This is a genomic window from Neobacillus novalis NBRC 102450, from assembly GCF_001591805.1.
Lineage (GTDB): Bacteria > Bacillota > Bacilli > Bacillales > Cytobacillaceae > Neobacillus > Neobacillus novalis.
The window spans coordinates 82,333-98,018 of record NZ_BCVP01000003.1 but is presented as its reverse complement, the minus strand read 5'-3'; the positions used below and the strand labels follow the sequence as shown (position 1 = coordinate 98,018).

General features: G+C 38.8%; 17 protein-coding genes. 11 read left to right on the top strand and 6 right to left on the bottom strand.

Annotation, left to right across the window (positions count from 1 at the left end; translation table 11 throughout):
- Positions 1-57 precede the first annotated feature (57 nt).
- Together rnjA and BANVL01_RS01465 are read right to left on the bottom strand one after the other, a co-directional pair.
- Positions 58-1,725: a ribonuclease J1 gene (gene rnjA / locus BANVL01_RS01470; protein ID WP_066084888.1), complete on the bottom strand. Its 1,668-nt coding sequence runs from the start codon at positions 1,723-1,725 to the stop codon at positions 58-60.
- 6 nt (positions 1,726-1,731) lie between these two features.
- Positions 1,732-1,941: a DNA-dependent RNA polymerase subunit epsilon gene (locus tag BANVL01_RS01465; protein WP_066084889.1), complete on the bottom strand. Its 210-nt coding sequence runs from the start codon at positions 1,939-1,941 to the stop codon at positions 1,732-1,734.
- Positions 1,942-2,436: 495 nt separating this feature from the next.
- On the opposite strand from BANVL01_RS01465, the gene BANVL01_RS01460 reads away from it, so the two are divergent.
- A complete protein-coding gene (locus BANVL01_RS01460; RefSeq protein ID WP_066084893.1) occupies positions 2,437-3,207 on the top strand; it encodes a Cof-type HAD-IIB family hydrolase in 771 nt (256 codons plus the stop codon).
- Positions 3,208-3,238: 31 nt separating this feature from the next.
- Here the strand turns inward: BANVL01_RS01460 and def are convergent, their stop codons facing one another.
- Positions 3,239-3,793: a peptide deformylase gene (gene def / locus BANVL01_RS01455; RefSeq protein ID WP_066084896.1), complete on the bottom strand. Its 555-nt coding sequence runs from the start codon at positions 3,791-3,793 to the stop codon at positions 3,239-3,241.
- A 175-nt stretch (positions 3,794-3,968) separates the two neighbouring features.
- Between def and BANVL01_RS01450 the strand changes: the two genes are divergently transcribed.
- The 5 genes from BANVL01_RS01450 (at position 3,969) to lpdA (ending at position 9,961) form a co-directional block, all read left to right on the top strand.
- Positions 3,969-4,631 carry a YkyA family protein gene (locus BANVL01_RS01450; RefSeq protein ID WP_235845457.1) on the top strand — a complete coding sequence of 221 codons (663 nt, stop codon included), beginning with the start codon at positions 3,969-3,971 and terminating at the stop codon, positions 4,629-4,631.
- A gap of 438 nt (positions 4,632-5,069) precedes the next feature.
- Positions 5,070-6,185, top strand: a complete 1,116-nt coding sequence (gene pdhA / locus BANVL01_RS01445; RefSeq protein WP_066084898.1) for a pyruvate dehydrogenase (acetyl-transferring) E1 component subunit alpha — start codon at positions 5,070-5,072, stop codon at positions 6,183-6,185.
- Positions 6,186-6,188: 3 nt separating this feature from the next.
- Positions 6,189-7,166 (top strand): alpha-ketoacid dehydrogenase subunit beta, encoded by a 978-nt coding sequence (locus BANVL01_RS01440; protein ID WP_066084901.1) that lies wholly within the window; start codon positions 6,189-6,191, stop codon positions 7,164-7,166.
- Between the two features lie 41 nt (positions 7,167-7,207).
- Complete coding sequence (locus BANVL01_RS01435) at positions 7,208-8,542, top strand: dihydrolipoamide acetyltransferase family protein (protein ID WP_066084906.1); 1,335 nt, start codon at positions 7,208-7,210, stop codon at positions 8,540-8,542.
- Positions 8,543-8,545: 3 nt separating this feature from the next.
- Positions 8,546-9,961 carry a dihydrolipoyl dehydrogenase gene (gene lpdA, locus BANVL01_RS01430; RefSeq protein ID WP_066084911.1) on the top strand — a complete coding sequence of 472 codons (1,416 nt, stop codon included), beginning with the start codon at positions 8,546-8,548 and terminating at the stop codon, positions 9,959-9,961.
- Positions 9,962-10,397: 436 nt separating this feature from the next.
- On the opposite strand, the gene BANVL01_RS01425 is transcribed toward lpdA, so the two are convergent.
- On the bottom strand, positions 10,398-10,832 hold the full coding sequence (locus tag BANVL01_RS01425) for a DUF1885 family protein (protein ID WP_172800898.1): 435 nt from the start codon (positions 10,830-10,832) through the stop codon (positions 10,398-10,400).
- 161 nt (positions 10,833-10,993) lie between these two features.
- Here BANVL01_RS01425 and BANVL01_RS01420 point away from each other — a divergent pair, with 161 nt between their 5' ends.
- Positions 10,994-11,293, top strand: a complete 300-nt coding sequence (locus tag BANVL01_RS01420) for a DUF3055 domain-containing protein (protein WP_066084917.1) — start codon at positions 10,994-10,996, stop codon at positions 11,291-11,293.
- Positions 11,294-11,459: 166 nt separating this feature from the next.
- The gene (locus BANVL01_RS26475) at positions 11,460-11,582 is read left to right on the top strand and encodes a GapA-binding peptide SR1P (RefSeq protein WP_082804831.1); all 123 of its coding nucleotides are present in this window, start codon (positions 11,460-11,462) and stop codon (positions 11,580-11,582) included.
- Positions 11,583-11,640: 58 nt separating this feature from the next.
- Here the strand turns inward: BANVL01_RS26475 and BANVL01_RS01415 are convergent, their stop codons facing one another.
- Positions 11,641-13,113 carry an aminotransferase class I/II-fold pyridoxal phosphate-dependent enzyme gene (locus BANVL01_RS01415; protein WP_066084920.1) on the bottom strand — a complete coding sequence of 491 codons (1,473 nt, stop codon included), beginning with the start codon at positions 13,111-13,113 and terminating at the stop codon, positions 11,641-11,643.
- Positions 13,114-13,310: 197 nt separating this feature from the next.
- On the opposite strand from BANVL01_RS01415, the gene BANVL01_RS01410 reads away from it, so the two are divergent.
- A complete protein-coding gene (locus tag BANVL01_RS01410) occupies positions 13,311-14,270 on the top strand; it encodes an NAD(P)H-dependent flavin oxidoreductase (protein WP_066084921.1) in 960 nt (319 codons plus the stop codon).
- Positions 14,271-14,306: 36 nt separating this feature from the next.
- Positions 14,307-14,579 carry a UPF0223 family protein gene (locus BANVL01_RS01405; protein WP_066084925.1) on the top strand — a complete coding sequence of 91 codons (273 nt, stop codon included), beginning with the start codon at positions 14,307-14,309 and terminating at the stop codon, positions 14,577-14,579.
- Positions 14,580-14,621: 42 nt separating this feature from the next.
- On the opposite strand, the gene BANVL01_RS01400 is transcribed toward BANVL01_RS01405, so the two are convergent.
- Entirely contained in the window at positions 14,622-15,254 is a 633-nt protein-coding gene (locus BANVL01_RS01400) for a YktB family protein (protein WP_066084928.1), read from the bottom strand.
- A 184-nt stretch (positions 15,255-15,438) separates the two neighbouring features.
- Between BANVL01_RS01400 and BANVL01_RS01395 the strand changes: the two genes are divergently transcribed.
- Complete coding sequence (locus BANVL01_RS01395; RefSeq protein ID WP_066084934.1) at positions 15,439-15,633, top strand: YkzI domain-containing protein; 195 nt, start codon at positions 15,439-15,441, stop codon at positions 15,631-15,633.
- Positions 15,634-15,686: the final 53 nt, after the last annotated feature.

Here is a 15,686-nt window from a genome sequence, read left to right as displayed (position 1 = left end):
GAGCTAGACAATAAAAGAAAAGCGGAAGCGCCTGGTTAGGCGCTTCCGCTTTTTCTTTTACACTTCCATAATGATTGGTAAAATCATCGGTCTGCGTTTTGTTTTTTCGTAAAGGAATGGTGCTAATGTATCGGTAATTTCATTTTTGATTTCAGACCATTGACTTGTCTTACGCTCCATTACCTTATTTAAGTGTTTTGTAATTAGATTTTGGGCGTCATTGATTAAATCGCCTGATTCTCTCATATAGACAAATCCTCGTGAAATAAGATCTGGACCTGAAGCAATTTTAAATTCCTTCATATTGATACTGACAACCACAACGACCAAGCCTTCTTCTGAAAGAATTCTCCGGTCGCGTAAGACAATATTTCCAATGTCTCCTACGCCGCTTCCATCGATATATACAGAACCGGATGGAATCTTTCCAGCCACTTGTGCCGTATCTTCCGAAAGTGCCAGCACTTCACCATTATCCATAATAAAGCAATTTTCGTTTTCGACACCGCAATCGACAGCAAGTTTAGCATGCATAATCTGCATCCGATATTCACCATGGATCGGCATAAAGAATTTCGGTTTAATTAACCGGAGCATTAATTTTTGTTCTTCTTGTCCGCCGTGCCCGGATGTATGGACATTACTTAATTTGCCGTGAATGACTTCTGCACCAGCACGATACAGCAAATTAATCGTTCTGCTGACACTTATTGTGTTCCCCGGAATAGGTGATGATGAAAATACAACCGTATCTCCAGGGATGATTTGAATTTGTCTGTGTGTTCCGTTGGCAATTCTTGAAAGTGCCGCCATCGGTTCACCCTGGCTGCCTGTACAAAGAATAGTCACTTTATCGGCAGGAATGCGATTAATTTGATTTGCTTCAATAAACGTTTCTTTTGGTGCGTTAATATACCCTAAGTCAAGGCCGATATTAATCGCTGCTTCCATGCTTCTGCCAAAAACGGCTACTTTTCTTCCGTTGACCACTGCTGCCTCTACGACCTGCTGTAATCTGTGGATATTAGAAGCGAAAGTAGCAAAGATGATTCGTCCATCTACTTTACGGAATATATCGTGGATACTATCACCAACCCGGCGTTCTGACATTGTAAAATCTGGAATTTCACTATTTGTACTATCAGAAAGTAAACACAATACACCTTCTTTACCGATCTCCGCCATTTTTGTGATATTGGCAGGTTCACCTACAGGGGTAAAATCAAATTTAAAATCCCCTGTATGGACGATTTGTCCGGGAGGGGTTTTCACAACAATTCCATAGGAATCCGGAATGCTGTGGGTTGTTCGGAAAAACGTAACCGATGTTTTGCGGAATTTAATGACATCATCTTCTTTTATTTCAATCAATTTAGCATTCCGTAATAGACCGTGTTCTTCCAGTTTATTCTTGATTAATCCAAGGGCAAGCTTTCCGCCGTAAATGGGAATATTGACTTCACGCAATAAATAGGGAATACCGCCAATGTGATCTTCATGTCCGTGGGTCACAAATAACCCTTTAATTTTATCTTCATTTTTAACAAGGTAGGTATAATCTGGTATTACATAATCAATACCTAAAAGTTCATCTTCCGGAAACTTTATTCCGGCATCGATTAATATGATTTCATCCTGGAACTGAACTGCATACGTGTTCTTGCCGATTTCACCTAAACCGCCAAGCGCAAAAACTGCAGTTTGATCATTTTTTACAAATTTCATAAATTATCAAATCTCCAATACTTTATAGTCTTCATTTTGTTTTTCATATTCTAAATATGCTCCTTTAACTCCTTGTACAAATTCAACATTAAAGCCGCGATCGGCAATTTTCGAGCGGACATCTCTTACCGATTCTCCCTCAATAAATAGAGATTTGGTGTTCTCTCTAACTGGAACTTCTTTAATGCTTGTTTGAAAATATACTTTAAATATCATGACATTTCGCTCCTAACTTTGGTCATAACTTTTTCTATTATATAAAACATTTTCATCTTTTTCATTTATTTTCTATAAAAGTCTAGGACTTAGTATGAAAAGTATGTAAAAAGTGCCGCTGTTTTACAACAATAACGAAGGAGCCCTTCTTCATTTTGAAGGGCCCTTAAAAAATTAGGCAATGGATTTCTTTCGCAGTAAATCATTCCACTGTTTTAAAAGCTTCTTCCTTAGCTTCTTTAACATAGTGGATCATCTCCTTACTTCTTATTTTATACGATCCTTGTCCAATGTAAAGCAAGCAATGGCAGATAATTGAATTATTTTATAAAAAGAGCGGTTTTTTACTATTATTATATGGTGTAATAGCTGATTATTTCATGGATAATCATGGAATATAGATGACAATTTAAGAAATTGACATTTATTATTCGAAGGGTTAGTCTTTTTAAATGGAAAGGCAGCGTTGGTTTGCGGAAAGGAAATTGATAAAGAATGAAAAAGATAGTATTTTTTGATATAGATGGTACCCTGCTTGATCATGAAAAGACTCTTCCGGCAAGCACGAAAAAAGCAATCGAATTATTAAAGGAGAACGGAACCTTTGTCGCCATTGCCACAGGCAGAGCACCATTTATGTTTGAAGGCTTGCGCGAAGAACTTGGAATTGACTCCTATGTAAGCTTTAATGGCCAATTCGTTGTCTTTGAAAATGAAGTGGTTTACGAAAATCCTTTGAATGAAGTTGAACTAAAAAGTCTTTTTCAGCGTGCTGAAACAAACAATCATCCCATTGTTTTTATGAACGAAAAAACAATGAAGGCAAGCGTACAGCATCACCCTTTCATCGAAAAAAGTTTGGGGAGCCTAAATTTTTCACATCCAGAGAAAGACATTTCTTTTTATGTTAATCGAAATATTTATCAGTCCTTGCTCTTTTGTGAAGAGGGCGAGGAAGAAAAATATCTTGCGGACTTCCCTGGTTTTAATTACATTAGGTGGCATTCATATTCTGTAGATGTGTTGCCAAAAGGCGGCTCGAAAGCAGAAGGTATCAAAAAAATGATTGCACGATTAGGTTTCGACTTAAAGGATGTCTATGCCTTTGGGGATGGCTTAAATGATTTAGAAATGCTAAAGGCTGTTGGGACCGGTGTTTCAATGGGAAATGGTGTTCCTGAGGCTAAGAAGCTTGCTGATTTGATTACAACTGATGTAGGTAACGACGGTATTTGGAATGGCTTAAAGGAATTACAACTCATATAAAGAAACACCGGCCGATTATCGGCCGGTGTTTTTATCGTTCAATCGCTATTGCTCCTTCGATTGTCTTAAAAGGATCATGTTTATCAATGTAATCATAAAACATGATACCGTTTAAATGGTCAATTTCATGTTGAAAGCAAATAGCGGTCAGTCCTTTTAAGCGGAGCTTTACTTCTTCGCCCTCTAGATTAACCCCCTTGATAGTAACCCTAGCATGTCTATGAACATAACCCGGAAAGGGTTCATCAACAGAAAGACAGCCCTCACCTGATTGTAAATATGACTTTTCAACGGAATGGCTGACAATTTTAGGGTTAAATAAAGCATAGCTATAAAGTGCTCCATTCTCGTCAGTGATATGAACGGCAATCATCCGTTTGGAAACATTAATTTGCGGGGCTGCAAGCCCGATTCCTGGCCGTAATCCATATTTGGCAGCGACTTCGCTATTTTGGCTATTTATTACGTATTCTAAAAGGCTGGATAGAATTTGCTTATCCACATCTGATGGCGGCATGGCGACCTCTGCAGCCACTTTTCTTAGTGTGGGATGGCCATCTCTAATGATATCCTCCATCGTTATCATGAACCTTCACTCCTGTGTTCAAAAAAGTTATTTGCAACCATTAGTCTATCAAACAATGGATAAAATGTTAATAATGAATGATGAATACCTCAAATATTTTGCGCGTTTTTTTCTTGAGGATATTGTCAAATAATCCAAGTATCGATATAGTTGGTATTAGTTAGGGGGTAGCAAATTGTCTTGTAAGAATAAAGGCCGATATTTATATTTTATGATAGCTATTTGTTTAATTTTATCAGGATGTGTTAATAAAACGACACCCGTTGAAAAGATGTATGATGTTTTAGAGAAGGTTGTTTCCAAAGAAAAGGTATTTGAAGAGCAGCAAGATCCGCTCGTAACATTGGAAAAGGAAGAAAAACAAAAATATGACCAGATTATCGGGCTTGGAATGAAAGAATATGACCAGATAGTCAAGCTTTCGGACGAAGCAATTGCTTTGACCGATAAAAGAAAAGAACATATGGAAAAAGAAACAGATAGTCTAAAGGAATCTGAACAGGAATTTAAGAAAGTGGCTGACATTAAGGATGAACTGGATAATCCAGAACTGAAGAAATTAACAAATGAATTATATGATATCATGATGCAGAGGTATCGGACACATGAAGAATTGTACAGAGAATATACAGAAGTTTTAAAAAGTGATAAAGAATTGTATGGGATGTTTAAGAATAAAAACCTCGCCATGGAAGACCTCGAGGCACAAGTAACTAAACTAAACGAAACGTATAAAAAGGTTCTTGAGGTAAATGAAAATTTTAATAAGCTTACTGAACAATACAATGATAAGAAACTGTTATTTTATAAGAAAGCAGGACTAAAATTGAATAAATAATTTTTTTCCTATTGAAATCGGCTGATAACGGCCGATTTTTGCTATATTATAACAAATAGCGAAAATGTGAAATTCTATATAACAGTATTGGAAGTAAAGTAATACAGATAGGAAGTTGAGATTAAGTATTATTAATATGTTCATGTTGAAAAATTATGATGCTTAGTATTTGACGGGTAAAAATGAATGGTGTACACTCATTAAGGAGTTAAAAAGTTGTATCAATGATGTTACATAAAATAGTAATACAGAATAAGATGTTGATAGAATGAAGCGAATCATAGTCCTATGTAATATCAGAAGCTTTTCCGAAAAACAGTGAGAAAAATAAATGGCTGCTTTCAAGGTGCTTTTATTCAACTGTTTTTGGGGTAATCTAACAAGGTGTATTTATATTTTTAAAATTATGCTCCGAATAGAAAGGAAGAGGTGACCAAAATGGCTTCTAAAACTCAAAACGCCCAGCTGGATGCGAAAAAAGTACTCCAGGCTGTAGAAGATCAATTTCAAACACTTCAAATTCTTAATGAAGAAGGCGAAGTTGTAAACGAGTCAGCAATGCCTGACCTAACAGACGAGCAACTGCAGGAATTAATGCGCCGCATGGTGTATACAAGAATTCTGGATCAACGCTCAATTTCTTTAAACCGTCAAGGAAGACTAGGTTTCTATGCTCCGACTGCAGGACAAGAAGCTTCTCAATTAGCTTCACAGTTTGCCCTTGAAAAAGAGGATTTCATTTTACCGGGTTACCGTGATGTACCACAAATTATTTGGCATGGTTTGCCTTTATACCAAGCGTTTTTATGGTCAAGAGGACATCTTCAAGGTGGACAGATTCCTGAGGGAGTCAATATTGCTATCCCACAAATCATTATTGGCGCTCAGTACGTTCAAACTGCTGGTGTGGCGCTTGGAATGAAAAAACGTGGAGCGAAAGCAGTTGCGATTACCTATACAGGAGACGGTGGAACCTCACAAGGGGATTTCTATGAAGGAATCAACTTTGCGGGTGCATTTAATGCTCCAGCTATCTTTATTGTTCAAAACAACCGTTTTGCGATATCAACTCCTGTTGACAAACAATCTGCTGCCAAGACACTTGCGCAAAAGGCAGTTGCAGCGGGTATCCCTGGTATCCAAGTGGATGGTATGGATCCATTAGCAGTTTATGCGGCGACTCATGATGCCCGCGTACGTGCAATTAATGGTGAGGGACCAACACTGATTGAAACATTAACGTACCGTTATGGCCCACATACAATGGCTGGTGATGACCCGACCCGTTATCGTACATCTGACCTTGACAATGAGTGGGAAAAGAAAGATCCACTCGTTCGTTTCCGTAAATTCCTTGAAAACAAAGGGATTTGGAGCGAGGAAAAAGAAAATGAAGTAATCGAAAAAGCAAAAGAAGACATTAAAGATGCGATTAAAAAGGCTGACGCAGCACCAAAACAAAAAGTTACTGATCTCATCTCTATCATGCATGAAGAAATGCCTTTCAACTTAAAAGAACAATATGAAATATATAAAGAAAAGGAGTCGAAGTAAGCCATGGCTCAAATGACAATGATTCAAGCAATTACTGATGCATTGCGGACGGAATTACGTAATGACCCGAATGTATTGGTTTTCGGTGAAGACGTAGGCGTAAACGGCGGTGTATTCCGGGCAACAGAAGGATTGCAAAAAGAATTTGGCGAAGATCGTGTATTTGACACTCCATTAGCTGAATCAGGAATCGGTGGTTTAGCGGTTGGTCTTAGTTTACAAGGCTTCCGTCCAGTTCCGGAAATCCAATTCTTTGGCTTCGTTTATGAAGTAATGGACTCTATTTCCGGTCAGGCTGCACGGCTTCGGTATCGAACAGGAGGCAAATTTAATGCACCGGTAACCTTCCGTTCGCCATTTGGCGGCGGTGTTCATACTCCTGATATGCACGCTGACAGCTTAGAAGGTCTAATGGCACAGCAGCCTGGGGTAAAAGTGGTTATTCCATCAACGCCATATGATGCTAAAGGGCTTCTTATCTCATCCATCCGTGATAATGACCCGGTTATCTTCCTTGAGCATATGAAGTTATACCGTTCTTTCCGTCAAGAAGTTCCTGAGGGCGAATATACAATTCCACTAGGGAAAGCGGAAGTGAAACGTGAAGGAACTGATGTATCAATCATTACTTATGGTGCAATGGTTCACGAGTCATTAAAAGCTGCTGAAGAACTAGAGAAAGAGGGTCATTCTGCTGAAGTGATTGACCTCAGAACTGTAAGCCCAATTGATATTGAAACTATTATTGCATCTGTTGAAAAAACAGGTCGTGCCATTGTTGTTCAAGAAGCACAAAAACAAGCAGGTATCGCTGCCAATGTTGTTGCTGAAATTAACGATAGAGCGATTTTAAGTTTAGAAGCACCTGTATTGCGTGTGGCAGCACCCGATACTATTTTTGCATTCCCACAGGCAGAATCTGCTTGGCTGCCGAATTATAAAGATGTAATTGAAACAGCGAAAAAGGTATTATCGTTTTAATAAATATACTCAAATACACTTGTTATAGGAGATGAATCTCAGTGTCATTTCAATTTAAAATGCCTGACATCGGTGAAGGTATTCACGAAGGGGAAATTGTCAAATGGTTCATCAAGCCAGGCGATAAAGTCCAAGAAGATGATGTACTTTGTGAAATACAAAATGATAAAGCAGTCGTTGAAATTCCTTCCCCTGTAGAAGGAACTGTTATTGATGTATTAATTGGAGAAGGAACGGTTGCAACAGTCGGACAGGTTCTTGTAACATTTGATGCGCCTGGATATGAAGACTTGCAATTTAAGGGTGACCATGGTGATGAAGAGCCGAAACAAGAAGAAAAAGCAGCGGCACCAACACCATCTCCAGCAGTTCAAGAGACTAAGCCAGCAGCAGTAGCTCCACAACAGGCAGCAGCTGTACAGCCGCAAGCAGAAGTTGATCCTAATCGCCGCGTCATTGCAATGCCATCTGTTCGTAAATATGCCCGTGATAAAGGGGTAGAAATTGCTTTAGTTGCCGGTTCAGGTAAAAACGGACGGATTGTGAAAGCGGACATTGATACATTCTTAACTGGGGGAGCGCAAACAACTGCAGCGCCACAGGCAGCAACAGAACCAGCTCCTGAAGTGGTTAACAATGCAGCACCTAAGGCAGCGCCAATTCCACAAGGCGAATATCCTGAAACACGTGAGAAAATGAGCGGTATTCGCAAAGCAATAGCAAAAGCGATGGTGAATTCGAAACATACAGCGCCACACGTAACACTCATGGATGAAATCGATGTAACCAAACTTGTTACTCATCGTAAAAAATTCAAAGAAGTGGCAGCAGCTAAAGGCATTAAGCTTACTTTCTTACCATATATCGTAAAAGCATTAACAAGTGCATTACGTGAATTCCCTGCACTTAATACATCGCTTGATGACGCAACGAGTGAGATTATCCATAAACATTACTATAATATTGGAATTGCAGCTGATACGGAAAAGGGCTTATTAGTTCCAGTCGTTAAAGATGCTGACCGTAAGTCTGTTTTCTCAATTTCTAATGAAATTAATGAATTGGCAGGTAAAGCACGTGAAGGCAAACTTGCTCCTAACGAAATGAAGGGTGCCTCATGCACGATTTCAAATATTGGTTCAGCAGGCGGACAATGGTTTACTCCTGTAATTAACCACCCTGAAGTAGCGATTTTGGGTGTAGGCAGAATTGCCGAAAAACCAATTGTTAGAGACGGTGAGATTGTCGCTGCTCCTGTTTTAGCTCTTTCATTAAGCTTTGATCACCGCATGATTGACGGTGCAACAGCACAAAATGCATTAAATCACATCAAACGATTATTAAACGATCCAGAACTTTTGTTAATGGAGGCGTAAAAAATGGTAGTAGGAGATTTCCCTATTGAAACAGATACAATCGTCATCGGTGCAGGCCCTGGGGGTTATGTAGCGGCAATACGGGCTGCGCAGCTGGGGCAAAAAGTAACGATTGTTGAAAAGGAATATGTTGGCGGCGTATGTTTAAATGTTGGCTGTATTCCTTCAAAAGCATTGATTGCAGCGGGACATCGTTACGAAACAGCGATGCATTCTGAGGCATTCGGGATTACAGCTGAAAATGTAAAGGTTGACTTTTCCAAGGTTCAAGAATTTAAAGCGAGTATCGTGAACAAATTAACCGGCGGTGTTGAAGGATTATTAAAAGGAAATAAGGTTAATATTGTCCGCGGTGAAGCATATTTTGTTGATGAAAATACACTTCGTGTAATGGATGAAAATTCAGCGCAGACGTATACCTTTAAAAATGCTATCATTGCAACCGGGTCTCGTCCAATTGAACTCCCAGCCTTTAAATATTCAAAACGTGTACTTAACTCTACGGGTGCACTTGACTTAGCGGAAATTCCAGAAAAAATCGTTGTTATCGGCGGCGGGGTAATCGGGATTGAACTTGGCGGTGCCTACGCAAACTTTGGTTCCCAAGTAACGGTCTTGGAGGGCGCGGATGAAATTTTAGGTCTTGGCGTTTTTGATAAGCAAATGGCAGCTCTTGTTAAGCGCAACATGAAGAAAAAAGGTGCGGAATTCTATACAAAAGCATTAGCAAAAGGTGTAGAAGAAACTGAAAACGGTGTGGTTGTAACCTTCGAATCAAAAGGCGAAGAGAAGAAAATCGAAGCTGATTACGTATTTGTAATGGTTGGACGCCGTCCGAACACTGATGAAATGGGACTTGAACAAGTTGGTGTGAAATTGAGTGACCGCGGCCTGATTGAAATCGACAAACAATGCCGTACCAATATTAAAAATATTTATGCCATTGGTGATATTGTTAAAGGTCCTCAACTAGCACATAAGGCGTCATATGAAGCTAAAATTGCAGCCGAGGCTATTGCTGGTCATCCGTCTGTTATTGATTACTTAGGCATTCCAGCAGTTGTCTTCTCTGAACCTGAATTAGCTTCAGTTGGATATACAGAAACACAAGCGAAAGAAGAAGGGATTGCAGTGAATGCTTCTAAATTCCCATTTGCTGCAAATGGCCGTGCTTTATCACTGGACAGCGGTGATGGCTTCTTAAAATTAATCACACGTAAAGAAGACGGTCTTGTGATTGGAGCGCAGATTGCCGGCGCGAGTGCATCGGATATGATTGCAGAACTGGGTCTTGCAATTGAAGCTGGAATGACAGCGGAAGATCTTGCGATGACCATTCATGCCCATCCAACACTAGGTGAAATTACAATGGAAGCAGCCGAAGTAGCCATTGGCAGCCCTATCCATATAATGAAATAAAGAAAAAATAAAGTCCTTTTCGTATAACCGGAAAGGACTTTATTTTTTTTCAGCGAATTGTATTAATTGATGATAATAAAAAGTAATCTAATTATCCGGGTTAATGCATATAATTACAACACGAAATGTCTTTGTTTTTTTAAGAACAATGTATTTTGAGTGGTGATAAATATGAGGGTTTATATTGTCATAATATTGCAATTTATCATTTGGAGCGGCTATACCTTAATAGTATGGCTATCAAATCACGATCAACTCATTTATAAAGTCATCATGTTTTTTGTGTTTTTCTATTTGGCATTGATATTAGGAAATCAAACGACAAAATCAGTGCGGAAAACACTCTTTATTACTACATTTAGCCTAGTTATTTATACGTCTATACATTATACATTAGCATCGCTTTTCCATTAAAAAAAGCTCCCTAAAGGAGCAATTATTTTCTTGGGTAGTAATACATGATACGTTCGTTAAAAAGGTGAAGCTCCCCTTGCAGCTTTTTAGCAAGGAATTTACAAAATTCATTTGCCTTCCCTTTGTCACCAAAGGTGGACTGTTCAGGTAATGTGACCTGTATGTATGTTTGCTCGCTCGGAGTGCCATCCTCACTTCTGACCTTTTCCGAATCAACACCTATTAATATCGCATTGTAGCGTTCGTGGTCAGATTGTAGGTAAAACCATTTTCCTTTTCCGTCTTCGGTTTCTTTCATTTCATATGGAAAAGCGGTTTCCCCGTATTGCCAATTCAATTGGTTTCCTGTTTTTGTGGTAATGTTTTTATAATAATGAAATAAATCCTTTACCTCTTCAATTGCTACTGTTTGCTTTGCGGATGAAGGCACAAGTTTAATGAATGCGTTTTCAGCCATCATCATTCCCCCCCTATTGCTAATGATATATGCTCTTCTATTCTAGCATTGAATAAAAAGTGATGACAACTCTTATAGAAATAAATAGCCAAGTTTCTTGTGTTTCTTCTGAGTATCAATTATAATAATATTCAAAATATTAAAAGAATAGGAGGAACAAAATGGAACTTTTCGATAAGCTCTATGATGAGCATGAAAACACCAAAGTGAGGTTTATTGGATTTACCACCGAAGATACCCGTTATGACTTTGGCATTGTTTATACCAATATGTTTTTTGGTAAACCGCTTGTAATTTGTATGCAAACTGGGCGTTCAACCCTCCTCGATCCAAAGGAAATCGAAGACATAGATTACCTTCAAACTGTATTCCGTATCCCTGATAAACAACAGGCAGTCGATTTAGCTGAGTTTTTCCGCGAAACACTTCCGTCCATCCCTTTTGTCACTCAATATGAATAAAAGTTACAAAAAGGGCCAGAAAAGGGCCTTTTTTTAACGGATTTTTTCAATTGTGACATACAATTTAGACTTGATATTTCTAATGTGATATATTATTATTGCATTAAGGATATTTAAACGCTTTCAAAAATCATGATCATTCACTTAAGAAAAGGGGATTGAACAGATGGGTACACTTGTATGCCAAACATGTAACTCTACAATTGATCATTTTGAAGATGAAAAAGTAACAGTTCTTTACTCGAAATGTAACTGCTGCGACGACCATCACACCGCTGAAGAAGTATAAAAAAGCTATTGAATAAATAAAAACAGGATTCCGCAGCCCGGAATCCTGTATTTTTTGTTTATTTAATTGCTTTATACTCTTTAATGACATGAATGGTTTTGATTTCATCGTCTTCTGGTCCTTGGACAGGCAAGCCGGCTTCAAGGTTTTTGCGGATATAATGAAGATTTTCCTGTGTAATGATTTCACCAGGAATAAAAATCGGAATTCCAGGCGGGTAAACCATAATAAATTCAGCAATGATTCTACCTTCAGATTCTTCAAAAGGAATGACTTCTGTTTCGGCATAAAAAGCATCTCTAGGTGTTAAGGCAAGTATAGGAATCTCTGGAAGGAGAACCTCTACTGGTTCAAACTTTCCTGGACGATGTTGACATTCGTCTGCCAGTTCTTTTAAGGCAGTTACTAAAAGGTCTGCCTCAGCTTCTGTGTCACCTAGTGTGATAATACAAAGGATATTGTATAGGTCGGATAATTCCACTTCGATGTTATGTCTTTCTCTAAGCCACTTCTCTACATCATACCCGGTTAAGCCTAGTTCTTTGACGGAAATAATTAGTTTAGTCGGGTCATAATCAAAAGTTGCCTTAGAACCTAAGATTTCTTCGCCAATACAATGGAGTTGGTCAATCTCATTGATTCTTTTGCGAATAGACTGAGCTAATCGAATCGTTTTATCAATTAAATCCTTCCCTTTTGTCGCGAGCTGCTTGCGGGCAACATCAAGAGAAGCAAGCAATATATACGAGGTTGAAGTTGTAGTCAGCATGCTTAATATCGATTGGACATGCTTAGCTGAAACAAGACCCTCTTTTACATTTAGAATGGAGCTTTGTGTCATGGAACCGCCAAGTTTATGGACACTTGTAGCCGCCATATCAGCCCCGGCCTGCATCGCAGAAAGCGGCAGCTCATCATGAAAATGAATATGAACTCCATGAGCTTCATCAACAAGGACAGGAACATTATAGGAATGAGCGATTTCGACAATTTTCTTTAAATCGGCAGAAATACCAAAATAAGTAGGATTAATGACTAAAACACCTTTGGCATCAGGGTGCTGCTGTAGTGCTCTTTCCACTGATTCAGTGGTAATCCCATGGGATATTCCTAAATCGATATCAATTTCTGGGTGAATGAAGACTGGAATCGAACCGGAAAAGACAATTGCCGACATAACCGATTTATGAACATTTCTTGGCACAATGATTTTTTCTCCAGGTCCACAAACAGCCATCACCATTGCAATAATGGCACCGCTTGTTCCTTGTACGGAAAAGAATGTCCTGTCAGCGCCAAAAGCCTCAGCCGCTAAATCCTGTGCTTGTTTAATAATTCCCTTCGGTTGGTGGAGGTCGTCAAGGGGCCCGATATTAATTAAGTCGATAGATAGGGCATTATCGCCAATAAAATCGCGGAATTCTGGGTCCATCCCAGCGCCTTTTTTGTGTCCGGGAATATGGAATTGAATCGGATTTCGTTTTGCATGCGCTAATAAGCCGCTAAATAACGGTGTTTGATTTTGTGACAAAGATAATTACACCTCTTTATAAAAAAATACTCTAATTTAGTCTGAAAAAAATAAAACAAATCGAATTATAGCACTATTCCTTTGGCTTGCAAAGAGTTAATAGAAAAAATGCAGCAGTTTGTATCTTCAAGTTAGTTTCTCAAAATAAAGGAAAAATAACCTTTTAAGCAGAATATAAAAAAATAGGAGGGATTAAATTGAATTGGGGAACACGAGTTACTGAAATTCTTAATATCCAATATCCAATTATTCAGGGAGGTCTAGCATACCTAGCCTATTCTAACTTGGCTGCAGCTGTTTCAAACGCGGGTGGACTTGGTCAAATTACGGCCATGTCCTTAGCACATCCGGATGAGCTTAGAGAAGAAATACGGAAAGTGAAACAACTGACTAATAGGCCGTTTGGCGTTAATTTTGCCATTGGACAGCATGGCCGGCCGTTTTCAGACTTTCTACAGGCTGCTATTGATGAAAAGGTTCCGGTTGTCTCAATGACAGGCGGGAATCCGGCACCGATTTTTGAGCAGTTAAAAGGAACAGGGATAAAAACACTTGTCCTTGTAGCGGCTCGAAGACAGGCAGTGAAGGCAGAAGAGCTTGGGGCTGATGCGGTAATGGTTGTCGGGCAGGAGGGCGGCGGTCATCTTGGCAGGGATGATATTGGGACGATGGTGTTAATTCCACAAGTCGTTGATGCCGTTTCCATTCCCGTGATTGCTTCTGGGGGTATCGGCGATGGCAGGGGACTAATGGCAGCTCTTAGTTTGGGTGCTGAAGGGATCGAAATGGGAACGAGATTTATTGCAACTAAGGAATGTGTTCATGCAAATGAATTATACAAAAGGAGTTTAGTGGAAGGAACGGAAACAGACACTGTTGTTATTAAAAGGACTTTGGGATCTCCAGCCCGGGCCCTTGCAAACAGTTGGACAGAAAAAATCCTGGAGATAGAGAAGAATAACGGTGATTACGAACAATTAAAAGATTTAATTAGCGGTATGGCGAACAAACGATACATATATGATGGTTCTGCGAGTGAAGGCTTTGCCTGGGCAGGTCAGGTGATGGGACTAATTAAAGATGTACCTACTGTTGCTGAACTGTTTGAAAGGATGATTAAAGATGCGGAACATATTCGTGCAAAATGGGGAAAATAACGATATCATTAGGTGAAAAAGTAAGAAGGTGAAATAATGGAGTACCAATACCCGATTAATTATAGCTGGACTACCGACGAAATTGTCGATGTGATTAAATTCTTTGAAGCAATTGAGAAAGCTTATGAAAAAGGAATTGACCGCGATGAAGTTATGAACGTGTATCGGCGTTTTAAAGAAATTGTTCCCAGTAAAGCGGAGGAAAAGACTTTGTGCGGTGAATTTGAAGAAATGAGCGGCTATTCGTCTTACCGGACCGTCAAAAAGGCAAAAGAAGCTTCTATTGGAGACAGAATAAAAATGAAATAAACAAAAAGCTCCCGAACAAATTTGTTTTGGGAGCTTTTCCTTTTATTTTATATTCTGTGCGATTTTATATAGTGGTGCAACTTTTTTAAATACATCATCAATTTGTTGTAATAACCCTTCGGTACCTAATTGTACAGCCTCGTCTTTATCAATTGTATAGCCGCATAATAATTCTGCTTTTTTAACGTTTTGCAGGCGGTCGAAATAGGTAAGTAAATCGTTTTTGGAAAGTTGTCCATGTGAAATTGTTTCGGGCTTTGTATGATCTAGAGACCAAACAAAATCTTTTGGAATTTCTTTATATATTTTGGCTGCCTTTTTTCTTAATCTCGCTCCGATTTCCGCTTTTTGCGGTGCTTCATAAATCACAGCAAACCAAATGAATAAATGGGTGTTCCATAAGCCGATTTGAAAATGAGGCAACATTTTATAACCGCGGGGATTACTCGCGAATGCGACCCAAGTATCCTTTGGCGGATTTATCGTTCGCCGTGCATGCTTGGCCACATGGACAAATAATTCATCACCTGTAATAGCTGATAATGTTGGAGCAAAATATTGTCCTAATCCTTCTAATTTTGGTCGAATTGTATTTTTAAGAGCCTCCATTCTTGGCTCCAAACCATTTATTAAAAACACATCAAAATCTTCAGTTGTAAATCCAGTGAAATTCATAGTAAAACCTCCAACAAACCATCATTCTTGCAATGATTGTAGCATATTGCCGAGTATACAAGAAGTATGTTGCTTATCTAGGTTAAAGCACATATTTGTTCCAACATTCTAAAATGCCTCATATTATACAGTAAAAAAATTATCTGAAAAGTTAGTAATATTAACAAGGAAGGGGAGGAAAAAGGTGAAACAATTGATGAATACATCACTAAAAAAAGCTGGAGAAAAAGAAAGAACGGCTGTATTAAGATTGGAAATGGACTATGAATTAGCTGTATTATTTGAGGCGATTGAGGAAAAGAATGAAAAAAAGATGAAGGAATGTAAGCAAAAGTTAGAAAAAATCCGCCAAGAATTATTACGATTAAAAGCACTTTGACTGCTAGCTTGATTTTTATTAGCTAAGGGGAAACAAAATAGAATGAAACGAAA